Source organism: Mycobacterium sp. NGS11, from assembly GCF_059813315.1.
The window spans coordinates 1-24,339 of sequence record NZ_JCALEJ010000009.1; the positions used below are offsets into that span (position 1 = coordinate 1).

30 protein-coding genes are annotated in these 24,339 nt (G+C 68.2%); 21 read left to right on the plus strand and 9 right to left on the minus strand.

Translation table 11 applies throughout. The annotated features are described in order from the left end of the window. A partial coding sequence (locus AC5Y4T_RS12955; RefSeq protein WP_499953511.1) for an HNH endonuclease signature motif containing protein occupies positions 1 to 853 on the plus strand: 853 nt, incomplete at its 5' end. Positions 854 to 868: 15 nt separating this feature from the next. Here AC5Y4T_RS12955 and AC5Y4T_RS12960 read toward each other — a convergent pair. Further along, positions 869 to 2,191, minus strand: a complete 1,323-nt coding sequence (locus AC5Y4T_RS12960; protein WP_499953513.1) for an adenylate/guanylate cyclase domain-containing protein — start codon at positions 2,189 to 2,191, stop codon at positions 869 to 871. A 327-nt stretch (positions 2,192 to 2,518) separates the two neighbouring features. Here AC5Y4T_RS12960 and rplN point away from each other — a divergent pair, with 327 nt between their 5' ends. The 10 genes from rplN (at position 2,519) to rplO (ending at position 6,791) form a co-directional block, all read left to right on the plus strand. Further along, the gene (gene rplN / locus AC5Y4T_RS12965; RefSeq protein ID WP_003403649.1) at positions 2,519 to 2,887 is read left to right on the plus strand and encodes a 50S ribosomal protein L14; all 369 of its coding nucleotides are present in this window, start codon (positions 2,519 to 2,521) and stop codon (positions 2,885 to 2,887) included. Then, on the plus strand, positions 2,888 to 3,205 hold the full coding sequence (gene rplX, locus AC5Y4T_RS12970) for a 50S ribosomal protein L24 (protein ID WP_066999320.1): 318 nt from the start codon (positions 2,888 to 2,890) through the stop codon (positions 3,203 to 3,205). After that, positions 3,205 to 3,768 carry a 50S ribosomal protein L5 gene (gene rplE, locus AC5Y4T_RS12975; protein WP_067122532.1) on the plus strand — a complete coding sequence of 188 codons (564 nt, stop codon included), beginning with the start codon at positions 3,205 to 3,207 and terminating at the stop codon, positions 3,766 to 3,768. The genes rplX and rplE overlap by 1 nt, the downstream gene beginning before the upstream one ends. Before the next feature lie 4 nt (positions 3,769 to 3,772). Beyond that, positions 3,773 to 3,958, plus strand: a complete 186-nt coding sequence (locus tag AC5Y4T_RS12980) for a type Z 30S ribosomal protein S14 (RefSeq protein WP_003873499.1) — start codon at positions 3,773 to 3,775, stop codon at positions 3,956 to 3,958. An 85-nt stretch (positions 3,959 to 4,043) separates the two neighbouring features. Beyond that, positions 4,044 to 4,442 carry a 30S ribosomal protein S8 gene (gene rpsH, locus AC5Y4T_RS12985; RefSeq protein ID WP_406817042.1) on the plus strand — a complete coding sequence of 133 codons (399 nt, stop codon included), beginning with the start codon at positions 4,044 to 4,046 and terminating at the stop codon, positions 4,440 to 4,442. Between the two features lie 23 nt (positions 4,443 to 4,465). Further along, a complete protein-coding gene (gene rplF / locus AC5Y4T_RS12990) occupies positions 4,466 to 5,005 on the plus strand; it encodes a 50S ribosomal protein L6 (RefSeq protein WP_499953515.1) in 540 nt (179 codons plus the stop codon). Between the two features lie 41 nt (positions 5,006 to 5,046). After that, complete coding sequence (gene rplR / locus AC5Y4T_RS12995; protein WP_499920786.1) at positions 5,047 to 5,415, plus strand: 50S ribosomal protein L18; 369 nt, start codon at positions 5,047 to 5,049, stop codon at positions 5,413 to 5,415. 37 nt (positions 5,416 to 5,452) lie between these two features. Then, positions 5,453 to 6,136, plus strand: coding sequence for a 30S ribosomal protein S5 (gene rpsE / locus AC5Y4T_RS13000; protein ID WP_067346345.1), 684 nt, complete (start codon positions 5,453 to 5,455; stop codon positions 6,134 to 6,136). Further along, the gene (gene rpmD / locus AC5Y4T_RS13005) at positions 6,133 to 6,351 is read left to right on the plus strand and encodes a 50S ribosomal protein L30 (protein WP_499920710.1); all 219 of its coding nucleotides are present in this window, start codon (positions 6,133 to 6,135) and stop codon (positions 6,349 to 6,351) included. The genes rpsE and rpmD overlap by 4 nt, the downstream gene beginning before the upstream one ends. Then, positions 6,348 to 6,791, plus strand: a complete 444-nt coding sequence (gene rplO, locus AC5Y4T_RS13010; RefSeq protein ID WP_064950241.1) for a 50S ribosomal protein L15 — start codon at positions 6,348 to 6,350, stop codon at positions 6,789 to 6,791. Before rpmD ends, rplO begins: the two co-directional genes overlap by 4 nt. Here the strand turns inward: rplO and AC5Y4T_RS13015 are convergent, their stop codons facing one another. Next, a complete protein-coding gene (locus AC5Y4T_RS13015) occupies positions 6,792 to 7,718 on the minus strand; it encodes an LLM class flavin-dependent oxidoreductase (protein ID WP_499953517.1) in 927 nt (308 codons plus the stop codon). It abuts the gene before it with no gap. 38 nt (positions 7,719 to 7,756) lie between these two features. Here AC5Y4T_RS13015 and sppA point away from each other — a divergent pair, with 38 nt between their 5' ends. Beyond that, a complete protein-coding gene (gene sppA, locus AC5Y4T_RS13020) occupies positions 7,757 to 9,529 on the plus strand; it encodes a signal peptide peptidase SppA (protein ID WP_499953520.1) in 1,773 nt (590 codons plus the stop codon). On the opposite strand, the gene AC5Y4T_RS13025 is transcribed toward sppA, so the two are convergent. The 3 genes from AC5Y4T_RS13025 to AC5Y4T_RS13035 are packed head-to-tail and all read right to left on the minus strand — an operon-like array spanning position 9,526 to position 12,299. Next, positions 9,526 to 10,455, minus strand: coding sequence for a class I SAM-dependent methyltransferase (locus AC5Y4T_RS13025; protein ID WP_499953522.1), 930 nt, complete (start codon positions 10,453 to 10,455; stop codon positions 9,526 to 9,528). The two genes, sppA and AC5Y4T_RS13025, sit on opposite strands and share 4 nt — an antisense overlap. Before the next feature lie 10 nt (positions 10,456 to 10,465). Beyond that, positions 10,466 to 11,362, minus strand: a complete 897-nt coding sequence (locus AC5Y4T_RS13030; protein ID WP_499953525.1) for a class I SAM-dependent methyltransferase — start codon at positions 11,360 to 11,362, stop codon at positions 10,466 to 10,468. Then, positions 11,355 to 12,299: a class I SAM-dependent methyltransferase gene (locus AC5Y4T_RS13035; RefSeq protein ID WP_499953527.1), complete on the minus strand. Its 945-nt coding sequence runs from the start codon at positions 12,297 to 12,299 to the stop codon at positions 11,355 to 11,357. The genes AC5Y4T_RS13030 and AC5Y4T_RS13035 overlap by 8 nt, the downstream gene beginning before the upstream one ends. A gap of 97 nt (positions 12,300 to 12,396) precedes the next feature. Here AC5Y4T_RS13035 and AC5Y4T_RS13040 point away from each other — a divergent pair, with 97 nt between their 5' ends. Beyond that, positions 12,397 to 13,173 (plus strand): SDR family NAD(P)-dependent oxidoreductase, encoded by a 777-nt coding sequence (locus AC5Y4T_RS13040; RefSeq protein ID WP_499953529.1) that lies wholly within the window; start codon positions 12,397 to 12,399, stop codon positions 13,171 to 13,173. Next, the gene (locus AC5Y4T_RS13045; RefSeq protein ID WP_499953531.1) at positions 13,170 to 14,402 is read left to right on the plus strand and encodes a zinc-dependent alcohol dehydrogenase; all 1,233 of its coding nucleotides are present in this window, start codon (positions 13,170 to 13,172) and stop codon (positions 14,400 to 14,402) included. The genes AC5Y4T_RS13040 and AC5Y4T_RS13045 overlap by 4 nt, the downstream gene beginning before the upstream one ends. Here the strand turns inward: AC5Y4T_RS13045 and AC5Y4T_RS13050 are convergent. The 3 genes from AC5Y4T_RS13050 to AC5Y4T_RS13060 are packed head-to-tail and all read right to left on the minus strand — an operon-like array spanning position 14,399 to position 17,086. Beyond that, complete coding sequence (locus tag AC5Y4T_RS13050; RefSeq protein ID WP_499953533.1) at positions 14,399 to 15,433, minus strand: NAD(P)H-dependent amine dehydrogenase family protein; 1,035 nt, start codon at positions 15,431 to 15,433, stop codon at positions 14,399 to 14,401. The two genes, AC5Y4T_RS13045 and AC5Y4T_RS13050, sit on opposite strands and share 4 nt — an antisense overlap. Positions 15,434 to 15,455: 22 nt before the next feature. Next, a complete protein-coding gene (locus AC5Y4T_RS13055) occupies positions 15,456 to 16,109 on the minus strand; it encodes an L-fuculose-phosphate aldolase (RefSeq protein ID WP_499920689.1) in 654 nt (217 codons plus the stop codon). Then, on the minus strand, positions 16,106 to 17,086 hold the full coding sequence (locus AC5Y4T_RS13060) for an NAD(P)-dependent oxidoreductase (RefSeq protein WP_499953535.1): 981 nt from the start codon (positions 17,084 to 17,086) through the stop codon (positions 16,106 to 16,108). The genes AC5Y4T_RS13055 and AC5Y4T_RS13060 overlap by 4 nt, the downstream gene beginning before the upstream one ends. A 30-nt stretch (positions 17,087 to 17,116) precedes the next feature. On the opposite strand from AC5Y4T_RS13060, the gene AC5Y4T_RS13065 reads away from it, so the two are divergent. Next, on the plus strand, positions 17,117 to 18,487 hold the full coding sequence (locus AC5Y4T_RS13065; protein WP_499953537.1) for a xylulokinase: 1,371 nt from the start codon (positions 17,117 to 17,119) through the stop codon (positions 18,485 to 18,487). A gap of 9 nt (positions 18,488 to 18,496) precedes the next feature. After that, entirely contained in the window at positions 18,497 to 19,162 is a 666-nt protein-coding gene (locus AC5Y4T_RS13070; RefSeq protein ID WP_499920683.1) for a GNAT family N-acetyltransferase, read from the plus strand. A gap of 4 nt (positions 19,163 to 19,166) precedes the next feature. Here the strand turns inward: AC5Y4T_RS13070 and AC5Y4T_RS13075 are convergent, their stop codons facing one another. Further along, complete coding sequence (locus AC5Y4T_RS13075) at positions 19,167 to 20,081, minus strand: class I SAM-dependent methyltransferase (protein ID WP_499953539.1); 915 nt, start codon at positions 20,079 to 20,081, stop codon at positions 19,167 to 19,169. 230 nt (positions 20,082 to 20,311) lie between these two features. Between AC5Y4T_RS13075 and secY the strand changes: the two genes are divergently transcribed. The 5 genes from secY (at position 20,312) to AC5Y4T_RS13100 (ending at position 24,339) form a co-directional block, all read left to right on the plus strand. Further along, entirely contained in the window at positions 20,312 to 21,637 is a 1,326-nt protein-coding gene (secY, locus tag AC5Y4T_RS13080; protein WP_499920784.1) for a preprotein translocase subunit SecY, read from the plus strand. Next, positions 21,634 to 22,179, plus strand: a complete 546-nt coding sequence (locus AC5Y4T_RS13085; protein ID WP_499920679.1) for an adenylate kinase — start codon at positions 21,634 to 21,636, stop codon at positions 22,177 to 22,179. Before secY ends, AC5Y4T_RS13085 begins: the two co-directional genes overlap by 4 nt. Positions 22,180 to 22,181: 2 nt before the next feature. Further along, positions 22,182 to 22,982 carry a type I methionyl aminopeptidase gene (gene map, locus AC5Y4T_RS13090; protein WP_499953543.1) on the plus strand — a complete coding sequence of 267 codons (801 nt, stop codon included), beginning with the start codon at positions 22,182 to 22,184 and terminating at the stop codon, positions 22,980 to 22,982. A 61-nt stretch (positions 22,983 to 23,043) separates the two neighbouring features. Next, positions 23,044 to 23,589, plus strand: coding sequence for a sigma-70 family RNA polymerase sigma factor (locus tag AC5Y4T_RS13095; RefSeq protein ID WP_499947804.1), 546 nt, complete (start codon positions 23,044 to 23,046; stop codon positions 23,587 to 23,589). Between the two features lie 39 nt (positions 23,590 to 23,628). Next, positions 23,629 to 24,339, plus strand: a complete 711-nt coding sequence (locus AC5Y4T_RS13100; RefSeq protein ID WP_499920780.1) for an anti-sigma factor family protein — start codon at positions 23,629 to 23,631, stop codon at positions 24,337 to 24,339.

Genomic DNA, 24,339 nt, shown 5'->3' on the forward strand with positions numbered 1-24,339 from the left:
CCTGGCGGGCACGGTGTGTGAGCACGATCCGCGTACCCACGAGCAGCGCCGCGCCGATGCGTTGGGCGCGCTGGCGGCCGGGGCGGACCGGTTGGGCTGTCGGTGCGGGCGATCGGAGTGCGCCGCGGGGAAGCGGCCCGCGTCGAGCCCGGTGGTGGTCCATGTGATCGCCGAGCGTCCCACGCTAGGTGATGGCCGGGCACCGGCGGTCGAAATGGGTGCTGAGGGGTTGATCGCGCCGGAGTTGATAGCCGAGTTGGGCGCCTCGGCCAAGGTGGTGCCGCTGGTCCATCCCGGTGATGCCGGCCCGGAGTCTGGTTATGTGCCGTCGAGGGCGTTGGCCGATTTCGTGCGGTGCCGGGATTTGACGTGTCGCTGGCCCGGGTGTGATCGCCCGGCGTCCGACTGCGACCTTGACCATACGATTCCGTACGCCGCCGGCGGGCCCACGCACGCCTCGAATCTCAAGTGCTTATGCCGCACACATCATTTGGTGAAAACGTTTTGGGGGTGGCGCGACCAGCAGCTGCCCGACGGCACGCTGATCTTGACCTCGCCGGCCGGACATACGTATGTCACCACTCCGGGCAGCGCGCTGCTGTTTCCCAGCCTGTGCCTGGCCACCGGCGCGATACCCGCCGCCGAGGCCGACCCATCCCCCGATTACTGCGCCGAGCGCACCGCGATGATGCCCAAACGTCGCACCACCCGCGCGCAAAACCGCGCCCATCGCGTCGCCACCGAACGGCGGCAAAACCACCATGCCCGCCTACCGAAACGCCGAGAACGTGAGGCCGCCTACTTCGGCCCCGCACCTCCGGCCGAAGGGGACGACGACCCGCCGCCATTCTGATTGGCGCGCAACCTTTTACCCAGAGGCGACGGCGAACAGACGCCACTCGCCGGGCACGCCCTTGAGCTGGTGAGCGCCGCGTTCCTCGAACTCGAGCCCTGAGCCGATCACTAAGTCGCGCAGTGTGCTGGAGACCAGCACGTCGTTCGGCCCGGCCAGGGCGCTCACCCGCGCGCCGATGTGCACGCCGATCCCGCCGATGTCGTCGCCGCGGACCTCGCACTCGCCGGTGTGCAGCCCGGCGCGCACCTGGATGCCCAGCGCCTGCACCGCGTCACGAATTGCCAAGGCGCAGCGGATCGCTCGCTGCGGGCCGTCAAACATCGCGAGGAAGCCGTCACCCGACGTGTTCACCTCGCGGCCCCGGAAGCGGGACAGCTGCGAGCGCACGATCGCGTCGTGTGCGTCGAGCAACGCACGCCAGTCCCGATCACCCATATCGGCCGCGCGCCGCGTCGAATCCACGATGTCGGTGAACAACACCGTGGCGAGAACCCGGTCATCGGCCACGTCGGCCTGCTCGCCGGTGAGGAACTCGGCGATCACCTGGAAGCATTCGCGCCACGGTTCGACGAAGTGATACGAGTTGCGTCCAGGCAGCTCAACGTATGTCGCGCCCGATATGCGATCGGCGACGTCCTTCCCTAGAACCGGCAGGGCGATCGGGTCGTCGGCGTGGTGCACGACGAGAGTCGGCACGCGGATTGTCGGAAGCACCGCCCGCACGTCCATTTCAGCCAGCAGCGGCTGCATGAGGGCGACGGTCGCTGGGCTCGCCGCCAAGCGTTCGTATCGGGCCCACGCTGCCCGGATCTCCTCATTCCACGGCATATCCGGATTAAGCACATGCTCGAGTTCTCCCGTGCCCCACATGGCGACCACGGCGGCAATGATTTCTTCGGCCGCGGGCGCTTCAGTCGTCAATTCGGCCTGCGGAATGGCGTAGCCCTCAAGCACGACGAGCGCGCTGGTGCGGGACGGATGTGATGCCGCGAACAGCGCCCCCGTCGCGAACGAGCCATCGAAGGTGACGAGGACCGCTTCGCGACTTCCGAGCTCGTCCAATACGGCGGTGATGCTGTCGGCCCACTGCTCCAAAGTCGGAAGGGCTCCCGGCGTGACCGGATCAGACGCTCCCGTGCCCGGCTGGTCCAAAAAGATCAGTCGCCCGAGCGACGTCATGGCCTCGACCCATCCTTGAACGGACGGTAGCTCCGGAAGAAGCTCGCAGCACGTGAACCAGTTCGGGACGACCACGATGTCTCGAGAACCTTCACGCGACGCGCGGTAGGCGACGCGCAGGTCCCCATTCATCGCATACCGCGTCTCGGAGAACATTGCGGAAGTCTAGTTCTCAGTAGGCGGCCCAGCAGGCGTTTCCGCAGTTCAAGAGCGTGCAGCGGAGGGATTCCTCGGCGATTTGAAGCCTTCAGTAGCCGAAGACGCTCCGCGTCTCGCTCGTCTTCGCGCAGAATTTGGCTCTGAGCTGGTCGTCCCCTAGACTCTAGGGGTTGCCTTGGGCAGACCTCGGCCGGTGCGAATCGGCCCCGCGTGCCCTTCGGTGACAAAGACCGCGCACGTCAGGTTTTTGGTGGGTCATGCCCGCCGAATGCTCACCCAGGTGGGTTCTCCTGCCGTGCACACGCAACCAGGTCAGGAGATCGAGTGATTCAGCAGGAATCGCGGCTGAAGGTCGCCGACAACACCGGCGCCAAGGAGATCTTGTGCATCCGTGTGCTCGGCGGTTCGTCGCGACGCTACGCCGGCATCGGTGATGTCATCGTCGCCACCGTCAAGGACGCCATTCCCGGTGGCAACGTCAAGCGTGGGGATGTCGTCAAGGCCGTCGTGGTGCGCACGGTCAAGGAGCGCCGTCGTCCCGACGGCAGCTACATCAAGTTCGACGAGAACGCCGCGGTGATCATCAAGCCCGACAACGACCCGCGCGGGACGCGCATCTTCGGGCCGGTGGGCCGCGAACTGCGCGAAAAGCGGTTCATGAAGATCATCTCGCTTGCCCCGGAGGTTTTGTAAATGAAGGTCCGTAAAGGCGACACCGTCCTGGTCATCGCCGGCAAGGACAAGGGCGCCAAAGGCAAGGTGTTGCAGGCTTACCCGGAACGCGACCGAGTGCTGGTCGAGGGCGTCAACCGGATCAAGAAGCACACCGCGATTTCGACCAACCAGCGCGGAGCGCAGTCGGGCGGCATCGTCACCCAGGAAGCCCCCATCCACGTCTCCAACGTGATGGTCGTCGACTCGGACGGTAAGCCCGCCCGCGTCGGTTACCGGGTCGACGAGGAGACCGGCAAGCGGGTTCGTATCTCCAAGCGCAACGGCAAGGACATCTGATGAGCACTGCAGAGAAAGTTCAGCCGCGCCTGAAAGAGCGCTACCGCAGCGAGATTCGTGATTCGCTGCAGCAGCAGTTCGGCTACGCCAACGTCATGCAGATCCCGACGGTGACCAAGGTCGTCGTCAACATGGGTGTCGGCGATGCGGCGCGGGACGCGAAGTTGATCAACGGCGCGGTCAGCGACCTGAGTCTGATCACCGGGCAACGCCCCGAGATCCGTCGCGCGCGCAAGTCCATCGCGCAGTTCAAGCTGCGCGAGGGCATGCCGATCGGTGCGCGGGTCACCCTGCGCGGGGACCGGATGTGGGAGTTCCTCGACCGGCTCACCTCGATCGCGCTGCCCCGTATCCGCGACTTCCGCGGGCTGTCGCCCAAGCAGTTCGACGGCGTCGGCAACTACACCTTCGGGCTCGCCGAGCAGTCGGTGTTCCACGAGATCGACGTGGACAAGATCGACCGGGTCCGCGGCATGGACATCAACGTCGTCACCTCGGCGACGAATGACGACGAAGGGCGAGCGCTGTTGCGGGCTCTCGGCTTTCCGTTCAAGGAGAACTGAGTAGATGGCAAAGAAGGCACTGGTCAACAAGGCCGCGCGCAAGCCGAAGTTCGCGGTGCGCGGCTACACGCGTTGCAACAAGTGCGGCCGCCCGCGCGCGGTCTTCCGCAAGTTCGGCCTGTGCCGGATCTGCCTGCGCGAGATGGCACACGCGGGCGAACTGCCCGGCGTGCAGAAGAGCAGCTGGTAACAGCCCTAACCCCCAAGACCAACCCAGAAAAGGTGCGCGACAGGCCCGGACCGGGAACCATCGCGAGGAAGGTACCAACGCTGTCATGACGATGACGGACCCGATCGCAGACTTCTTGACACGTCTGCGCAACGCCAATTCGGCGTATCACGACGAGGTGACGCTGCCGCACTCGAAGCTCAAGGCGAACATCGCCCAGATCCTCAAGAGCGAGGGCTACATCACCGATTACCGGACCGAGGATGCTCGAGTCGGCAAGTCGCTGGTTGTCCAGCTCAAGTACGGGCCGAGCCGGGAGCGCAGCATCGCCGGCCTGCGCCGCGTGTCCAAGCCCGGTTTGCGGGTGTACGCGAAATCCACCAATCTGCCGCGCGTGCTCGGTGGCCTGGGTGTGGCGATCATCTCCACTTCCTCGGGCCTGCTGACCGACCGCCAGGCAGCCCGACAGGGCGTGGGCGGCGAAGTCCTCGCGTACGTCTGGTAAGGGCGGGGAGGTAACGAAACACTATGTCTCGCATTGGTAAGCAGCCGGTTCCGGTTCCGTCCGGAGTCGACGTGACGATCGATGGTCAGAAGGTTTCGGTGAAGGGGCCCAAGGGTGTCCTGGATCTGACGGTGGCCGAGCCGATCACCGTGTCGCGCAACGACGATGGCGCGATCGTGGTCGCCCGTCCGAACGACGAGCGGCGCAACCGCTCGCTGCACGGACTGTCGCGCACCCTGGTGTCCAACCTGGTCACCGGCGTGACCGAGGGATACACCACCAAGATGGAGATCTTCGGCGTGGGTTACCGCGTGCAGCTCAAGGGCTCCAACCTCGAGTTCGCGCTGGGCTACAGCCACCCCGTGGTGATCGAGGCTCCGGACGGCATCACGTTCGCAGTGCAGTCGCCGACGAAGTTCTCCATCACCGGGATCGACAAGCAGAAGGTCGGCCAGATCTCGGCGAACATCCGCCGTCTGCGCCGCCCCGACCCGTACAAGGGCAAGGGTGTGCGCTACGAGGGTGAGCAGATCCGCCGCAAGGTCGGAAAGACAGGTAAGTGATCATGGCGCAAACAAAAGCTGACACCGCCGCGCGAAAGCCGGTGGGGCAGAGCGTTTCCGCGACCCGGCGCGTCTCTCGGCTGCGCAGGCACGCGCGGCTGCGCAAGAAGCTCGCAGGTACCCCGCAGCGGCCGCGGCTGGTGATCAACCGGTCCTCGCGACACATTCACGTGCAACTGGTCAACGACGAGAACGGGACCACGGTCGCCGCCGCGTCGTCGATCGAGGACGACGTGCGCAGCCTGCAGGGGGACAAGAAAGCCCGCAGCGTGCGGGTGGGCCAGCTGATTGCCGAGCGCGCGAAGGCCGCCGGCATCGACAGCGTGGTCTTCGACCGTGGCGGATACACCTACGGCGGACGGATCGCGGCACTGGCCGATGCCGCACGCGAGAACGGATTGCAATTCTGATGGACAACAGCTTGAACACGACTGGAAGGACCGCATAATGGCGGAGCAGCCGACCGGCGGACAGGGCGCCGGCGACAGCCGTGACTCGCGCGGTGACCGCGACAGCCGCGGTCGCCGTGGCGACGGCGGTCGTGGCGGCCGCGACCGCGACGGCGACAAGAGCAACTATCTGGAGCGGGTTGTCGCGATCAACCGTGTCTCCAAGGTGGTCAAGGGTGGTCGACGTTTCAGCTTCACCGCATTGGTGATCGTCGGCGACGGCCACGGCATGGTCGGTGTCGGCTACGGCAAGGCCAAGGAAGTTCCCGCGGCCATCGCCAAGGGCGTCGAGGAGGCCCGCAAGGGCTTCTTCCGGGTGCCGCTGATCCGCGGGACCATCACCCACCCGGTGCAGGGTGAGGCGGCCGCCGGCGTGGTGCTGCTGCGCCCGGCCAGCCCGGGTACCGGTGTGATCGCCGGTGGCGCGGCGCGCGCGGTGCTGGAATGCGCCGGCGTGCACGACATCCTGGCGAAGTCGCTGGGTAGTGACAACGCGATCAACGTGGTGCACGCGACCGTCGCCGCGCTGAAGCTGCTGCAGCGTCCCGAGGAGGTGGCCGCTCGGCGCGGCCTGCCCATCGAGGACGTTGCGCCGGCCGGAATGCTCAAGGCGCGCCGCGAAAGTGACGCGATGGCCAGTGCGGCCGCACGAGAGGCCCAGACTTCGGGGGCACAACCATGAGCAGTCAACTGAAGATCACCCAGGTGCGCAGCACCATCGGGGCCCGCTGGAAGCAGCGCGAGTCCCTGCGCACCCTGGGTCTGCGGCGGATTCGCCACTCGGTGATCCGCGAGGACAACGCGCAGACCCGCGGCCTGATCGCGGTGGTCAGCCACCTCGTCGAGGTGGAGCCGGCCGAGGCGAAGGCCACGGGCACCGGAGGTAGCAAGAAATGACGATCAAGCTGCACGATCTCAAGCCCGCGCGCGGTTCGAAGACCGCCCGCACCCGGGTCGGTCGCGGTGAGGGTTCCAAGGGCAAGACCGCCGGTCGCGGTACCAAGGGCACCAAGGCACGCAAGAACGTGCCGGCGACCTTCGAGGGTGGCCAGATGCCGATCCACATGCGGCTGCCCAAGCTCAAGGGCTTCCGCAACCGGTTCCGCACCGAGTACGAGATCGTCAACGTCGGCGACCTCAATCGGCTTTTCCCGCAAGGTGGTTCGATCGGTGTGGACGAGTTGGTGGCCAAGGGCGCGGTTCGCCGCAACTCCCTGGTCAAGGTTCTCGGCGACGGCAAGCTGACGGTCAAGGTCGAGGTGACGGCGCACAAGTTCAGCGGCAGTGCGCGCGAGAAGATCACCGCCGCAGGCGGTTCGGCGACCGAGCTGTCCTAGCTAGCTCAGCTGCGGAATCACTTCCGCGGCAAGGCGTTCCATCTGCTCGCGGTTCTCTCCCGTGTCTTTGCCGACGGGATTGAGCAGCACCATTTGCGCTCCGGCGTCGATGACCTCACGCAACCCGCGCACCACGTCATCGGGGGTGCCGGACACCGGTACGTCCTGCACGCCGGGCATGCGTCCGTAGATGCGGTCCAGCCCGTCGAGCACTCGCTCCCGCGCCCGCGCGGCGTCGTCGTCGACCATCAGGTAGACCCGTTTGCCGATGGTGAAATTCGCGGCATCCTTCCGTTGCTCGTCGAGCTCGCGGCGCACCACGGTCACCGCCCCGGCGAACGCCTCGGTGGTCGACGAGCCGGCGCCCAGGAACGAGTCGCCGTGGCGCACCGCGCGGGCAAGGGCTTTCGGGGCGAGGCCCCCGAACCAGATCGGCGGGTGCGGCCGCTGTACCGGCTTGGGCTGGATGGGCAGGTCGTCGACGTCGCGGAAGCGACCGTGAAACGTCACCCGCGGCTCGTCGGACCACGCCGCCTTCATCAGCTCCAGGCCCTCGGTGAAATACGAGATGAAGGTGTCCTTCTCGACGCCGAAGGCGGCGAATTTCCGCCTGCCACCGCCGGGTGCGACACCGAGGTCGAGCCGGCCGTGGCTCAGTCGGTCGACCGCGGTCGCCGCCGACGCCAACTGCAGCGGGTCGTGCAACGAGGTCACCATCACCGCGACGCCCAGCCGCAGCCGCTCGGTGCAGGCCGCGCAGTACGCCAGCAGCTCCAGGGGCGCCAGTAGCGGTGCGGGCCCGACGATCTGCTCGAGCAGCCAGCCGCCCTCGAATCCGAGCTCTTCGGCGCGCGCGAGAAAGGCGCGCAGTCCCGCTCCGTCGAAGCCGTCGTAGTCGAACTGCGGGATCGCGATGGCAAAGCTCACCCGACCACCGTACGGCCGTGCGTCGGTAGTCTGCAGGCATGTTTGCTTTCCTGCCTTCGATCCCCGGCGTCGATGAGGTTCGGGCCCTCGCCGGACGGGTCGATACCGCCCGCCATCATGGCGTGCCCAACGGCTGCGTGCTCGAACTGGACCTGCGCGCGATGCCGCCGGAGGCGTCGGGCTTTGATCCCCTGGCCCTCATCAGCGGGGGGAGCAGGCCGACGGCGCTGCGCGACATGGTGGCCGCCATCCACCGGGCGGCCGAGGACCCGCGGGTCGCCGGGCTGATCGCCCGTGTGCAACTCACGGCGTCGCCGGCGGCCGCGGTGCAGGAGCTGCGCGAGGCGGTCGTCGCCTTCACCGCCGCCAAGCCGTCACTGGCCTGGGCCGAGACCTACCCGGGCACGCTGTCGTACTACCTGGCTTCGGCCTTCGGTGAGGTCTGGATGCAGCCGGCCGGAAGCGTCGGCCTGATCGGCTTCGCAAGCAATGCCACGTTCCTGCGCGACGCGTTCGACAAGGCAGGGATCGAACCCCAATTCGTCGCGCGCGGCGAATACAAGTCGGCGGTAAACCGTTACACCGAGCACACATTCACCGAGGCCCACCGCGAGGCCGTCACGCGGATGTTGCGCAGCGTGCAAGAGCAGGTGTGGGAAGCGGTCGCGAAATCACGCAAGCTCGACGCCGCCACGCTCGACGCGCTGGCCGATCGTGCCCCGTTGTTGCGCGAGGAGGCCGTGGCCTCAGGCCTGGTCGACCGGATCGGCTTCCGGGACGAAGCCTTCGAGCGCATTGCGGAACTGGTTGGGGCGGAGGATGTTTCCGATACGACACCACCACGGCTGTACGTGTCGCGCTACGCGGGTACGGCCCGGTCACGGCTGACTCCGCCGGTGCCGTCGGTTCCCGGGCGCCGCGCCAAGCCGACGGTGGCGGTCATCAACGTCGACGGCGAGATCGTCGATGGTCGTGGTGGACCCCAGTTCCTGCCGTTCGCCAGCCCCGCTGTCGGCGGCGACACCATCGCCGCGGCGCTGCGGGAAGCCGCCGCCGACGACTCGGTGTCGGCGATCGTGCTGCGGGTGAACAGTCCCGGGGGCTCGGTCACCGCATCGGAAACCCTGTGGCGCGAAGTGAAAAGGGCGCGCAAGCGGGGCAAGCCTGTGGTGGCGTCGATGGGTGCTGTCGCCGCATCCGGCGGCTACTACATCGCGGTGGCCGCCGACGCGATCGTGGCCAGCCCCGCAACCATCACCGGTTCGATCGGCGTGTTCACCGGCAAGCTGGTGCTTCGCGATCTGCTGGAGCGGTTGGGCGTCGGGCTGGAAACCGTGCGCACCAACGCCAATGCCGACGCCTGGTCGATCGAATCGCCGTTCACCCCGGAACAGCGCGCCCACCGCGAGGCCGAAGCCGACTTGGTGTACGCGGACTTTCTGGAGCGCGTCGCCGACGGTCGCAACCTGACCACCGAGGCCGTCGAACGCGTCGCCCGTGGCCGGGTGTGGACCGGCGCGGACGCGCACGAGCGGGGCCTGGTCGACGAACTGGGCGGCTTCCGCACCGCGCTGCGCCGGGCGAAAATCCTTGCCGGACTGGACGAGGACACCGACGTGCGCATCGTGACCTACCCGGGTGGATCGCTGTTGGACATGCTGCGGCCGCGGGCCTCCTCGCAGCCGGCCGCGGCGTCGCTGCCCGACGCGCTCGGCGCGGTGCTGGGCCGCACCATCGGCGGCATCCTGGACAGCGTCGAAAGGTCCTACAGCGGGGCCAGCGCGCTCTGGCTGGGACCCGGGCGCCTCTAATCCGACGTGGGCGGCCCGGTCAGCTTCGCGGTGATGAAGACGATCTCGCCGAGGGGATCGTCGTTCTCCGGCGCGGGCACCTCGATGCCGCTGCGCCCAAAGAGTTCCGTGCGGGTCACGCCCTGCGCCTGCCATCCGATGCCGGACAGGTAGTCGACGACGTGGTTGCGATCGCCGGCGTAGACGAGCGACGCCATGTCGATGTCGACACCGTGCTCCCGGAATGACCCGGACATCTCGCGCACCCGTTCCGCGTCGAAATCCACGATGCCCGGCACGAATTCGGTGGCGATGGTGCTGCCGGGTGCGCTGAGCGCGGTGATGTTGTCGAACAGCCGATCCTGGGCCTCCGGTGGCAGATAGATCAGCAGTCCCTCGGCCAGCCAGGCCGTCGGCGCCGCCGTGTCGAATCCCGCCGCCTTCAGCGCGGCCGGCCAGTCCGCGCGCAGATCGATGGGGATGGTGCGCCGCGATGCCGTCGGCTCGGCACCCACATCGGCCAGGGTGGCGCTCTTGAACTCGATCACCCGCGGCTGGTCGATCTCGTAGACCACCGTGCCGGCCGGCCAGGGCAACCGGTAGGCGCGCGAGTCCAGGCCGGAGGCCAGGATCACCACCTGGCGCACTCCGCCACGCGTGGAATCGACGAAGTAATCGTCAAAGTACTTGGTGCGCACGGCTATTCCGTCGACCATCGATTGGAGACGCACCGGCGAGGCATTCTCGATGGCATCCACATCGAGTTCGCCGTCCATCATCTTGGTGAAGAACTCCACTCCGACCGCACGCACCAGCGGCTCGGCGAACGGATCGTTGATCAAACCGCGGGGATCCTTGGTCGCCATCGCGCGCCCGGCGGCGACCATGGTCGCGGTCGCGCCGACGCTGGACGCCAGATCCCACTCATCGTCGTGAGTGCGTGACATAGGTGGAACCCTACTTGAGAGTCGCGGCGACGTAGCTCAGGTCGCCGAAGGCGGCGACCAGTTCTTCGGGGAATTCGAAGCCGTTGCGCGCGTACAGTTCCCTGACGGCGTGGGCCCTCACATCCCACCCGTGCTCGGCCAGGTAGTCGACGACGACGCTGCGATCGCCCCGGTAGAACAGGTCACCCGCATCGAGGTCGAACCCGGCACGCCGCCACCGCTCGGTGATGCGCTGCAGGCGCTCGTCGGTGAAGGAATTGGGGTCCGGCACGTGTTCGGTGGCCAGCCGGCTGCCCGGCGCGCTGAGCGCGGTGATGTTGTCGAACAGCCGGTCCTGGGCGTCGGGCGGCAGGTAGGGCAGCAGCCCTTCTGCGCTCCACGCGGTCGGCTGGGAAACATCGAATCCCCCCTCGCGCAGGGCGGTTGGCCAGTCGTCGCGCAAGTCGATGCCGATGGTGCGGCGCTCGGCGGTCGGGGTGGCACCGAGGCCGGCCAGCGTATTGGTCTTGAACGCGATGACCTGCGGTTGGTCGATCTCGTAAACCACCGTGCCCGCGGGCCACGACAAGCGGTAGGCCCTGGTGTCCAGGCCGGAAGCGAGGATCACCGCTTGGCGGACACCGGAGTTGGCGAAGAAATCGTCGAAAAACCTGGTGCGCACCGTGATCTGCTCGGCCCTGGTCTTGCGGTTCATCAGCGGGTCGTCGCCGAAATCGACCTCACCGTCGATGATCCGGATGAAGGGGTCCAACCCGACGGCGCGGACCAGAGGATCGGCCAGTTGATCGTCAAGCAGCGGGTTGGGTCCCTGCGACGCCACGGCGCGGGATGCGGCGACCATCGTGGCCGTCGCTCCCACGCTGGACGCCAGGTCCCAGCTGTCGCCCTCGGCGCGTCCCTCACTCATAGATCCCCCAGGTGTACAGCATCTCGCTCATGCGCATGTCGTCGTCGGTGAGCGGGTCAAGTCCATTGGCCGCGAACAGTTCTGCGATGCTGGCGCTGTTCAGCCGCCACCCGCGATCGGCGAGGTATCCAGCCGCCTCGTTGCGGTCGCCGAAGTAGACCAGGCCCGCCATGTCCAGCTCGAACCCGTGCGCACGCCAGCGCTCGGAGATCGTCTGCATGCGCTCCTTCATCTTGTCCTCGTCGCCGGGCTCAGGGTTGGGGGCGCTTTCGGTGGCCAGCCGGCTGCCCGGCGCGCTGAGCTCGGTGATGGTGTCCAGCAGGCGGTCCTGCGCCTCGGGCGGCAAGTAGCCCAGCAGTCCCTCGGCGCTCCAGGCGGTGGGCTGGGACGGGTCGAAGCCGGCGTTGCGCAGCGCGGTTGGCCAGTCGTCGCGCAGATCGACGGCTACCACCCGGCGCTCGGTGGTGGGGGCGGCGCCCAGATCGGCCAGCGAGCGGGTCTTGAATTCGATGACCTGCGGTTGGTCGACCTCGTAGACCACCGTTCCGGCCGGCCACGCCAACCGGTAGGGGCGGGCGTCCAGGCCGGAGGCCAGGATCACCGCCTGCTTGATACCCGCGTTGGTCGCGGCCAGGAAGAACTCGTCGAAGAACTTGGTGCGGACCGCCATGTTGTCGGCCATCCGCGACATCGCCCCGGCGGACCCCGCGGCGCCGTCGTGCACGTCGTTCAGCTCGGCGGGATCGAGCTCGCCGCTGGCCGGCCGGGAGAGCAGGTCCACGCCGACCAGCTTGACCAGCGGCTCGGCGAACGGGTCGTCGATCAGTGGGCGCTCGGCGCGGGTGGCCATCGCGCGGGCCGCCGCGACCATCGTGGCGGTCACGCCGACGCTGGAGGCCAGGTCCCAGGTGTCGCCTTCGTACCTGGTGGAAGTCATGTTTGTGCCCCTATCGGAGATAGTCAATCTAATATTTAGCCGATATAACAAGCTTCCCCCACTGTACGCTTCCCGCGTTTAGCGGCAACCTTTACTGATGACGTACGCGGCGGCTGGCAAGCGGGTGCTCATCACGGGTGCCTCGTCGGGATTGGGGGCGGCCCTGGCGCGGCAGCTGGCCACCCGCGGCGCGGTGGTGGGGCTGATAGCGCGCCGGCGGGACCGGCTGGGCGAGGTGCTGGCCGACTGCCGGCACACCTCACCCGGATCGGCGATGTTCGTGGCCGACCTGGCCGACGCGTCGGCGCTGGGTGACCTGGCGCTGCGGGCCTGGGATGCGCTCGGCGGCATCGACGTGCTGATCAACAACGCCGCGATGCCCAAGCGGCGCAGCGTCGTCGAACTGGACCCGGACGAGGCCGAAGACGTCATGCGGGTCAACTTCTTCGCCCCGATGCGCCTGACGCTGGCGCTGTTGCCGCGGATGCTGACACGCGGATCGGGCATGATCGTCAACGTGTCCAGCGTCGGCGGCCGGCTCGGCATAATCCACGAAGCCGCTTACTGTGCAAGCAAATTCGCGCTCTGCGGCTGGAGCGAGTCGATGGCCGTCGATCTGCACGGCACACCGATCCGTGTGAAGCTGATCGAGCCGGGCCCGGTCGACACCGAGATATGGGACCACCCGGGCAGCGAGGAACCGCTCTACCAGGGACCCAAGGTGGCCGCGGACGTGGTGGCCGACGGCATCATCGAGGCCATGGGCAGTGAGCGCTTCGAGCACTACGTGCCCGACATGAAGGCCGTCATCGACGCCAAGAACGCCGACCTGGATGCGTTCATCGCCGGGGCGGCGGGGATGGCGTCCCGGTGAAGGCCCTCGTCTACGGCGTGCCGCCGGAGCCTTTCGAGGTCCCCGACGACGCCAACGCGTTGACCCGGAACCTGGCGCAAACCCCGACCGCCCTGCGCGATCTGCCGGATCCGGAACTGCCGCATGAGGACTGGGTGATCACCCGGCCGCGGCTGACCGGGATCTGCGGGTCGGACTCCAAGCAGATCCTGATGGACTTCGGCGAGGGCGACACCGACAACGCCATGGCGGCGTTCTGTTCGTTCCCGCAAGTCATGGGCCACGAGGTGGTCGCCGACGTGGTGGCGCTCGGCCCCAGGGCCCGAGGGCTGCAGGTCGGCGAGCGAGTAGTGCTCAACCCGTGGCTGTCCTGCGGGCCGCGCGGCATCCAACCGCCCTGTCCCGCATGCGAAGCCGGTGATTACACCCTGTGCTGGAGTTTCGCCGACGGCGACATCAAGCCGGGCATTCACACCGGGGTCTCGGCCGACGTGACGGGTGGCTACGCCGAACTGATGCCCGCCCACGACAGCATGCTGTTCGCCGTGCCGGAGTCGATGCCCGACGAGATGGCCGTGTTCGCCGACCCGTTCTCGGTGTCGCTGCACGCGATCACCCGCCACCCGCCGCCCCGCTCCGGCGCCGCGCTGGTGTACGGCGCCGGCTCGCTGGGGTTGTGTGCGGTCGCGATCCTGCGGGCGCTGTATCCCGACGTGGCCGTCGCGGTGGTGGCGCGCTTCGCCGCGCAGGCCGAGTTGGCTCGCCGATTCGGTGCCGCGAAAGTCCTTGCGCACGAACCGCGCCTGGCCATCATCGAGGAATTGGTCGCGTGGGGCGGTGGCCGGCTGCGCCAGCCGTTGCAGGGATTGCCGATGGCTCACCCCGGCGCGGTCGACGTCGTGTACGACACCGTCGGCAAGCCCGAGACTTTCGAAGTCGGCGTGCGGGTCCTGCGATCGCGGGGGACATTGGTGAAGGCCGGTGTTCACGCCCCCGGGCGGTGGGAGGACAGCCCGCTCTACTTCAAGGAGATCTCGTACGTCGGCTCGAACGCGTTCGGCGTCGAAGAGGTGGACGGGCAGCGCAAGCACGCCATCGCCCATTACCTCGACCTGGCCGCCGCCGGGCGGATGGACGTGCGTCCCATGCTCACCCACACCTTCGGGCTGGCGCAATGGCGGGACGCCTTCTCGGCGATCGCGAACCAGGGGGACAGCGGCGCGGTGAAGGTGGGGATCGACCAGCGCTAGGCAAGTGCCCCTTGGGATCCGGTGATCGGCAGGTCGATCGGGGTGATGACACCCGGCGGCGCGTCACAAACGAACGGTATGGCGTTGACCGCCGCGACGGCGGTGCTGTCCATCAACACGGTCATCACGTCCTCGCCAGGTCTGCCGAACCGGATGGTCGCGTCGATGAGTGGTTCACCGTCGATCACCACACTGAATCCCTTGGGGTCGGTCCATTTCGGGTCGAGCGCGTCGTCGCTCATGGTCCAGCAGATGGCCAACTCGACCACCGGGCGGCCGCCACGATAGCCGCGATAGGTGCGCCGCTGGCCCCCGGCGGTGCCGGCGGCATAGTTTACCCAGCCTAGATTCAAATCCCTTGTCAGCACGGCGGGTTCGACGAATGCCTCCTTGGCGTCGAGCTCGGTGCCCAGCATGGCTGCGATCATGTCCAGCGTCTCGAAGTAGCCGAGACCGTATCGCTGCGTCTCCGGGTCGAGGTAAGTCACCCGCTCACGGGGTGGTTTGCCGAATCCGAGCGCCTTCCACACGTCCTCTACGGGATAGGTTGTGCAGTCCAATGTTTCGACGAGCTTGACGCTGCGGACGCGTCGGCAGGCACCGGTGAGGAACCCGGCGACGACGTTGATGAAGCCCGGCTCGAATCCCGTGCCCAAAAAGGTCGCCCGCCCCTGCTGCGCCGCCTCCTCGAGAGCCGGCAGTTCGGCAGGGTGATGGGTGCCGGTCAGGAAATCTCCCGTCGTGACGACGTTGATGCCGCAGCGCAGCATCCTGATCACCAGCTCGTAGTCGATGACGCGGGGCATGTAGTTCACACAGTCCGGCCGAAGCCCGATCAACGCGTCGGCGTCCGCTGTTGCCTGCACACCGATGGGGGTTCGGTCGGCCAACACACCCACATCGCGGCCCACCTTGTCCGAACCGAACGCGTGAACGCCCACCACGTCGAAGTCGCCGCGGTCCAGCAGGACGCCGAGCGCTCGACTGCCGATGTTGCCGGTCGACCACTGGACTACGCGATATGGCGCCATGACTCACACCGTAAGGTTCGCGTCACGTGTTGGCGCGCAGATAGCCGTACACCGATGCGAAGTTACGGTTGACGTCCTCGGGAATGGGCACCGGGCCGCCGAGTGCGCGTGCGCCCCAGACGATTTGGGCGGTCCGCTCGACCAGGGCGGTGATGTGCAGGACCTTGTCCGGCCGCGGTCCCACCGCCACCAGGCCGTGGTTGGCGATCAGCGCGGCGCCGCGTCCCTCGAGCGCCTTCACGGCGTTGGTGCCGACGTCCGGCGTGCCCGATGCGGCATAGTCGGCGCACCGGACGTCGCCGCCGCAGTACACCGCGAACTCGTCGATGCACGCCGGGATCGCTTCGTGGGCGATGGCGAACATGGTCGCCCACACCGGATGGCTGTGGATGACGCTGCCGATGTCGTCAAAGGCCCGGTAGCAGGCCAGGTGCAGCTGCATCTCCGACGACGGTGAGCGGCCCTCGGCCGCCTGCAGCACCGAGCCGTCCGCGTCGATCAGCACCAGATCGTCGAGCTGCATGTCGCGGTAGTCCACCGACGACGGGGTGATGACGACGTTGCCGTCGGCGCGGCGGGCCGAGATGTTTCCCGCGGTACCCTCCACCAGGCCGCGGCGCAGCATGTCCTTGGCGGCGTCCAGCACCGCGGCTTCCGGGTTGTCGACGTACTTCATGGCCCCAGCACCTCCGGGTTGACGATGTGAACGGGCGCCTTGCCGGCCAGCAGCGCCTCCAGGTCGTCGGCCACCATCTGCGCCTGCCGCGCCTCGGTGTCGAAGGTGGCGCCCCCGATGTGCGGCGTCAGCACCACGTTGGGCATCGCCACCAGCGGGTGATCGACCGGCAGCCATTCGCCGGCGAAGTGGTCGAGCCCCGCGGCGCCCACCTTGCCCGCGGCCAGGGCGTCCACCAGGGCATCGGTGTCGTGCAGCTGGGCGCGCGCCGTGTTGAGGAAGACCACGCCGTCGCGCATGGCGGCGAACTCCCGCGCGCCGATCATGCCTGCGGTGTCGTCGGTGACCGGGGCGTGCAGCGAGACCACGTCGGCCTCGCTCAGCAGCTCGTTGAGGCTGTGCCGGGCGTCGGGGTTGTAGGGGTCGTGCGCGATGACCCGCAGGCCCAGTCCGGACAACCGCCATTGCGTCGCCCGGCCGACGGCGCCCAGGCCCACCAGCCCCGCGGTGAGGCCGGCGATCTCGGCCGCGCGAAACCGCTGATACGGGATGCTGCCGTCCCGAAAGATGTTGCCGCTGCGGACATCCGCGTCCGCGCTCAGCACGTGACGGGTGGCGGCCAGCAGCAGCGCCACCGTCATCTCGGCGACGGCATCGGCGTTGCGGGCCGGGGTGTTGAGCACCGGGATGCCGGCCGCGGTGGCGCCCGCGATGTCGACGTTGTTGGGGTCGCCGCGGGTGGACGCGATCGCCCGCACGCCGAGGCCGAACACCGGGCCGCGCACCGAATCGCCTTCCACCACCACGATTTCGGCGGATTCGGCGGTGATTCGCTCGGCCAGCTGCTCGGGGCTGTAGATGCGCAGCGGGGTCTGCTCGATCCAGGGGTCGTACACGACGTCGGCCAGCTCACGCAGTTTGGCGAAGCCCGCCCCCCGCAGCGGGGCGGTCACCAAGGCGCGCGGTTTAGACGTCACGAGTGCCAATGCTGGCGTACGGTGACGCCCGTGTCACGCAAAGACGTCACAATCGGCATCGACGTCGGCAGCACCGCGGTCAAGGCGATAGCCGCCGACGCCGACGGCAACGTGACGGGCCGCGTGCGCATCCCGCATGAGCTGCGGGTGCCGGCGCCCGACCAGCTGGAGCACGACGCCGAGGCGGCGTGGCGCCGTGGGCCGTCGGCGGCCCTGGGCGAGCTGATCCACCAGCCCGGCATCGCGGCGGCGGCCGTCTCCGCGATGGTGCCGTCGATGACCGCCGTCGACGACAGCGCCACGCCCATCACCCCGGGGCTCCTCTACGGCGACGGCCGGGGCCGCGCGCCCGGCGGCCCGGAACAACAAGCGCAGCCGCTGCCCGCGCTCGGCGAGGCCGCGGAGTTCCTGCGCTGGACGGCCGCCCACGCACCGGGCGCGGCCGGCTACTGGCCCGCGCCGGCGGTGGCCAACCACGCGCTGGCGGGCCAGCCGGTGATCGACATCGCCACCGCCGCCACCGCGTTCCCCCTGTTCGACGGGACCGGCTGGAATGCCGAGGCCTGCGCCGAGCGCGGCGCGGCCGTCGAACAGATGCCCCGAGTGGAGAGCATGGGAGCCGTCGTCGGGCAGGTGCGCGGCACCGACGCCGCGTTGGCCACCGGCGCCATCGACGCGCTGTGCGAGCAGATCGTCGCCGGCGCCGACCACGACGGCGACGTACTGGTGATGTGCGGCACCACGCTGATCGTGTGGACCACCATCTCGCAGGCGCGGCAGATGCCCGGCCTGTGGACCATTCCGCACACCACGCCCGGCAAGAGCCAGATCGGCGGTGCCAGCAACGCGGGCGGGCTGTTCCTGGGCTGGGTGGATCGCGTTGTGGCAGCGGCGGATCCGACCGATGTGGAACCAGGGCGCGTTCCGGTGTGGGCGCCCTACCTGCGCGGTGAGCGCACGCCGTTTCACGATCGGGACCGCCGGGGCGTGCTCGAGGCCCTGGATCTCACCCACGACGCCGCCGCGCTGCGGCGCGCCGCCTACGAGGCGTCCGGCTTCGTGGTCCGCAGCCTCATCGAACTCGGCGGCGCCCCGGTGTCGCGCATCGTGGCCACCGGCGGCGGCACGCGAGTCGCGCCGTGGCTGCAGGCGATCGCCGACGCCACCGGGCGGCCGGTCGAGGTCTCCGGGGTGGCGGAAGGGGCGGCGCTGGGAGCGGCATTTCTGGCGCGGATGGCGGTTGGGCTGGAGACGACCATCGCCGATGCCGCCCGATGGGCCCGCATCGATCGCATCGTCGAGCCAGATCCCGCCTGGGCGAGCGCGGTCGAGGATCGCTATCAGCGCTTCGGGGAGCTGGGGAGCCGCAGATGTAGCGCGGTGACACCACCGGCGTTCTAGGCTGGTGCAATGACCGACCAGGACCGCAAAGCCGCCCGCCGCGAAATCGCGGACGCACTGTTGAAAGCCCTTGAGCGACGGCACGAAATCGCCGACGTCGTCGTGGAATCGGAGAACAAGGCGGCCGCGGTGGAGGCGATCGTCCGCCTGCTCGACACCTCCCACGTCGCCGCCGAAGCGGTGATGGGCATGTCGTTCGATCAGCTCACCGTCGACTCGCGCCGCAAGATCCTCGCCGAGCTCGAAGACCTGAACAAGCAGCTGAGCTTCACCCTGGGCGAGCGTCCGGCGAGCCTGGGCGAGACGCTCGAGCTGCGGCCCTTCTCCGCCGCGGCCGACCGCGACATCTTCGCCGTGCGCACCGAGGACATCGGCTTCGCCGGCGACGGCTCCGGTGGACCCGCCGGCAACGTGGACGACGAGATCAAGGCCGCGCTGGCACGCGTCGCCGACGAAGAGGCCGCGTGGTTCGTGGCCATCGACTCCGGCGAGAAGGTCGGCATGGTGTTCGGCGAGCTGGTCCGGGGCGAGGTCGACGTCCGGATCTGGATCCACCCCGATCACCGCAAGCGGGGCTACGGCACCGCCGCGCTGCGCAAGTCGCGCTCGGAGATGGCGTGGTGTTTCCCCGCGGTGCCCATGGTCGTGCGCGCGCCGGCGGCCAACCCCCGCTGAGCTTTCAGCGCAGGGTGGCGGTGACGGAGACGATGTTGCGGAACTGCGCCGTCGCCTCGTCGTCGTGGAATTCCAGGCCGTAGTCGCCGAACAGCTCGCGGCGCGGGCGGGCGGCCACCTCCCAGCCCTTGCCGGTCAGGTAGTCCACGACGTTGCTGCGCTCGCCGTCGAAGAACAGGCCCGACAGGTCGATGTCGCAGCCGACTTTGGCCCACCTGTCGTTGAATTCCTGGGCGCGCTGCGACATCGTCGTGCCCGCGGCGGCGGGGTGGTACTCGGTGGCCAGCACGCTGCCGGGGGCGCTGAGCTCGGTGATGTTGTCGAAGAGCCGGTCCTGGGCCTCGGGCGGCAGGTACATCAGCAGGCCCTCGGCGCTCCACGAGCTCGGTTGCGTCGCGTCAAAACCGCTGGCGCGCAGCGCGGCCGGCCAGTCGTCGCGCAGGTCGACGCCGACAGTGCGCCGCTCGGCGGTCGGCGTGGCGGCCAGGCTGGACATGGTGGCGCTCTTGAACTCGATGACGGCCGGCTGGTCGACCTCGTAGACCACGCAGCCGGGCGGCCAGCTCAGCCGGTAGGCGCGGGCGTCGAGGCCGGCCGCCAGGATCACGGCCTGGCGGACCCCGTCGCGGGCGGCGCCCGTGAAGAAGTCGTCGAAGAAGCGGGTGCGCACCGCGATGGAGTCGGTCTCCAGCCCCAGATCCTTGCCCCTACCCTCGGAGCCCTCGGACCCGGCGACCTCACCGTCGACCAGGCGCCGGAAGAAATCCAGACCGACGGCGCGCACCAGGGGCGCGGCGAACGGGTCGTTGATGATCGGGTTGCCGGCCTCGCTGGCCAGTGCGCGGGCCGCGGCGACCATCGTGGCCGTGGCACCGACGCTCGAGGCCAGGTCCCAGCTGTCCTGGTCAGTGCGTGTCATGCTGCTCCCAAGTTATTTAGCAAATGCAACGAGTCACGACGAACTCTACGCCTCACGGCTTACGGCTGCGGGGTATCGAAAGGCCGACGCAAAGGCCCTGACCAGACCTTGGCGTACCAGCTGTTAGTCTCGTACACGGTTTGACGCGCTTTAGATAAGGCGGCCGTACGTCCTGGCCTGCGGGTGTTGGGCGCGTGATGCAGGAAACCCCGGCTGCGCAGGAGGAAGAGTTGCTTTCCGCTTTCATCTCATCGCTGCGGACAGTCGACCTGAGACGGAAGATCCTCTTCACGCTTGGCATCGTCGTCTTGTATCGGGTCGGCGCCGCGCTACCGTCCCCTGGCGTCAACTTCCCCAACGTCCAGCAGTGCATCAAAGAGGCCAGCGGCGGCGCGGCCGGACAGATCTATTCGCTGATCAACCTGTTCTCCGGTGGTGCGCTGCTCAAACTCACCGTGTTCGCGGTGGGGGTGATGCCCTACATCACCGCCAGCATCATCGTGCAGCTGCTCACGGTGGTCATCCCGCGGTTCGAGGAGCTGCGCAAGGAAGGCCAATCCGGCCAGGCCAAGATGACGCAGTACACCCGGTATCTGGCCATCGCGCTGGCCATCCTGCAGGCCACCAGCATCGTGGCCCTGGCGGCCAACGGTGGGCTGCTGCAGGGCTGCTCGCTCGACATCATCGCCGACCAGAGCATCTTCACGCTGGTCGTCATCGTGCTGGTGATGACCAGCGGCGCGGCGCTGGTGATGTGGATGGGTGAGCTGATCACCGAGCGCGGCATCGGCAACGGCATGTCCCTGCTGATCTTCGTGGGCATCGCGGCGCGCATCCCCGCCGAGGGCAAGCAGATCCTGGACAGCCGCGGCGGGATGATCTTCGGCGCGGTCCTGATCGCCGCGCTGGTCATCATCGTCGGCGTGGTGTTCGTCGAGCAGGGCCAGCGCCGGATCCCCGTCCAGTACGCCAAGCGCATGGTCGGGCGCCGCATGTACGGCGGAACGTCGACGTATCTGCCGCTCAAGGTCAACCAGGCCGGTGTTATCCCGGTGATCTTCGCGTCCTCGCTGATCTACATCCCGCACCTGATCACCCAGCTGATCCGCAGCGGCGCCGGAGGCGTGGGCAACAGCTGGTGGGACAAGTTCGTCGGCACCTACCTGTCCGACCCGAGCGACCCGGTGTACATCGCCATCTACTTCGGCCTGATCATCTTCTTCACGTACTTCTACGTCTCGATCACCTTCAACCCCGACGAGCGCGCCGACGAGATGAAGAAGTTCGGCGGCTTCATTCCCGGCATCCGGCCGGGCAAGCCGACGGCCGATTACCTGCGTTTCGTGCTGAGCCGGATCACCCTGCCGGGCTCGATCTACCTCGGCGCAATTTCGGTGCTGCCCAACTTGTTCCTGCAGATCGGCAATAGCGGAGCGGTTCAGAATCTGCCGTTCGGCGGTACCGCGGTGTTGATCATGATTGGCGTGGGCTTGGATACGGTCAAGCAGATCGAGAGCCAGCTCATGCAGCGCAACTATGAAGGGTTCCTCAAGTGAGAGTCGTTTTGCTGGGACCGCCGGGGGCGGGCAAGGGGACGCAGGCCCAGAAGCTCGCGGAGAAGCTGGGAATCCCGCAAATCTCCACCGGAGAGCTGTTCCGTAGCAACATCGAGAACGGCACCAAGCTCGGCCTGGAGGCCAAGCGCTACCTCGACGCCGGCGACCTGGTGCCCTCCGAGTTGACCAACCAGCTCGTCGACGACCGGCTGAACGAATCGGACGCGGCCAACGGTTTCATCCTGGACGGGTACCCACGCTCGATCGAGCAGGCCAAGGCGCTGCACGACATGCTGGGACGCCGGGGCACCGACATCGACGCCGTGCTGGAATTCCGGGTCTCCGAAGACGAGTTGCTGCAACGGCTGAAGGGCCGCGGGCGCGCCGACGACACCGACGACGTCATCCTGAACCGGATGAAGATCTACCGCGCCGAGACCGCGCCGCTGCTGGATTACTACAGCGACGAACTCAAGACGGTCGACGCCATCGGCACCATGGACGAAGTGTTCGCCCGCGCGCTGCAGGCGCTGGGCAAGTAGGGATGAACCCGCTGGCGCGGCTGCGGGGTCGCAAGGTGGTGCCGCAGCGCAGTGCCGGCGAACTCGACGCGATGGCCGCGGCCGGCGCGGTGGTGGCGGCCGCCTTGCGGGCGGTCCACGCGGCCGCGGTGTCCGGGGTGTCGACGCTGAGCCTGGACCAGATCGCCGAATCCGTGATCCGGGACGCCGGCGCGGTGCCGTCTTTCCTGGGCTATCACGGGTACCCCGCGTCGATCTGCGCGTCGGTGAACGAGCGCGTGGTGCACGGGATTCCCTCGGCCGCCGAGATTTTGGCGCCCGGTGACCTGGTGTCGATCGATTGCGGGGCGGTGCTCGACGGCTGGCACGGCGACGCCGCGATCACCTTCGGAGTGGGGACGCTGGATGCGGCCGACGAAGCCTTGTCGCAGGCGACCAGGGAATCGCTGGAGGCGGGGATCGCGGCCATGGTGCCCGGTAACCGGTTGACCGACGTCTCGCACGCCATCGAGATGGGCACCCGCGACGCCGAGGCCCGCCATGCGCGGTCGTTCGGGATCGTCGAGGGCTACGGCGGCCACGGCATCGGCCGCCAGATGCACATGGACCCGTTTTTGCCCAACGAGGGCTCGCCGGGACGCGGCCCCCTGCTGGCCGCCGGATCGGTGCTGGCCATCGAACCGATGCTGACGCTGGGAACCGGCAAGACCGTGGTGCTCGATGACCAGTGGACGGTCACCACCACCGACGGGTCGCGGGCGGCCCACTGGGAGCACACCGTGGCGGTCACCGACGCCGGGCCACGCATCCTGACCTCGGCTTAGGCGCCGACTAGCCTTGAACTAAACGCCCACTCGCCTCGTTTCCCCGGCAGGAGGTGATCGAGTGGCTCGGGTTTCTGGCAGTCGCGGAGTGACCGGCCCCGCCGAAGCCGCTCTGATGAAGGCGCTTTACGACGAGCACGCCGCGGTGCTGTGGCGGTATGCGCTGCGGCTGACGGGGGACGCGAGCCAGTCCGAGGATGTGGTTCAGGAAACGCTGCTGCGGGCGTGGCAACACCCCGAGGTCATCGGCGACACCGAGCGCTCGGCGCGGGCGTGGTTGTTCACCGTGGCCCGCAACATGATCATCGACGACCGGCGCAGCGCGCGTTTCCGCAACGTCGTCGGCTCCACAGACGTCGAGGGCGCGCCCGAACAGTCCACGCCGGACGAGGTCAATGCGGCGCTGGACCGGTTGCTGATAGCGGACGCGATCACCCAATTGTCCGCCGAGCACCGCGCGGTGATCGAACGGTCCTACTACCGCGGTTGGACCACCACACAGACTGCTGCAGACCTAGGAATCGCAGAGGGGACGGTGAAGTCGCGACTACACTATGCCGTGCGGGCGTTGCGGCTCACTCTGCAAGAACTTGGGGTCACCCGATGAGGGGCTCCGAATGCGCGAGGGGTGAGAGAGATGGATGAAATGAGGACGCCGGTGCGCGATATCGGCCCTCCCGAAGATCGTTATGCGATGTGGGACGCCGCATACGTGTTGGGCTCGTTGTCGGCCGCGCAACGGCGCGAATTCGAGACGCACCTGACGCACTGCCCGGCCTGCCGGTCCGCGGTCGCCGATCTCAGCGGGGTGCCGGCGCTGCTGTCACAGCTCGACCGTGACGAGGTGGCCGCCATCGACCAGTCCGGTCCGGCCCCGCAGATGTCTGAGGAATTGCTGCCGTCCCTGCTGGCGACGGTTCGTTGGCGGCGCCGCCGCGCCCGGGTGGTGACCTGGGTGGCGTCGACGGCCGCGGCCGCGGTGCTGGCCATCGCGGTGTTCGTCGGCCTGCACGGGTGGTCGTCGGCCCCGTCGCAGCAGATGACCGCGTCGGCGGAGCCGATGGCGCAGGTGGGCACCAGCCTGCTGACGTCGACGGTGGCCGTCAGCGGCCAGCACTGGGGGACGTCGATCAACCTGCGCTGCGTGTGCCTGGCTCCGCTGACCGCGCACCATGACACGCTCGCGATGGTCGTGTTGGGCCGCGACGGCAGCCAGACCCGGCTGGCGACATGGGTGGCCGTGCCCGGGCACACGGCGACCCCGGCGGGTGCGATCTCGACTCCGGTCGACCAGATCGCCGCCGTGCAGGTGGTTGCCGCCGACACCGGACAGGTCCTGTTGCAGCGCTCTCTGTAA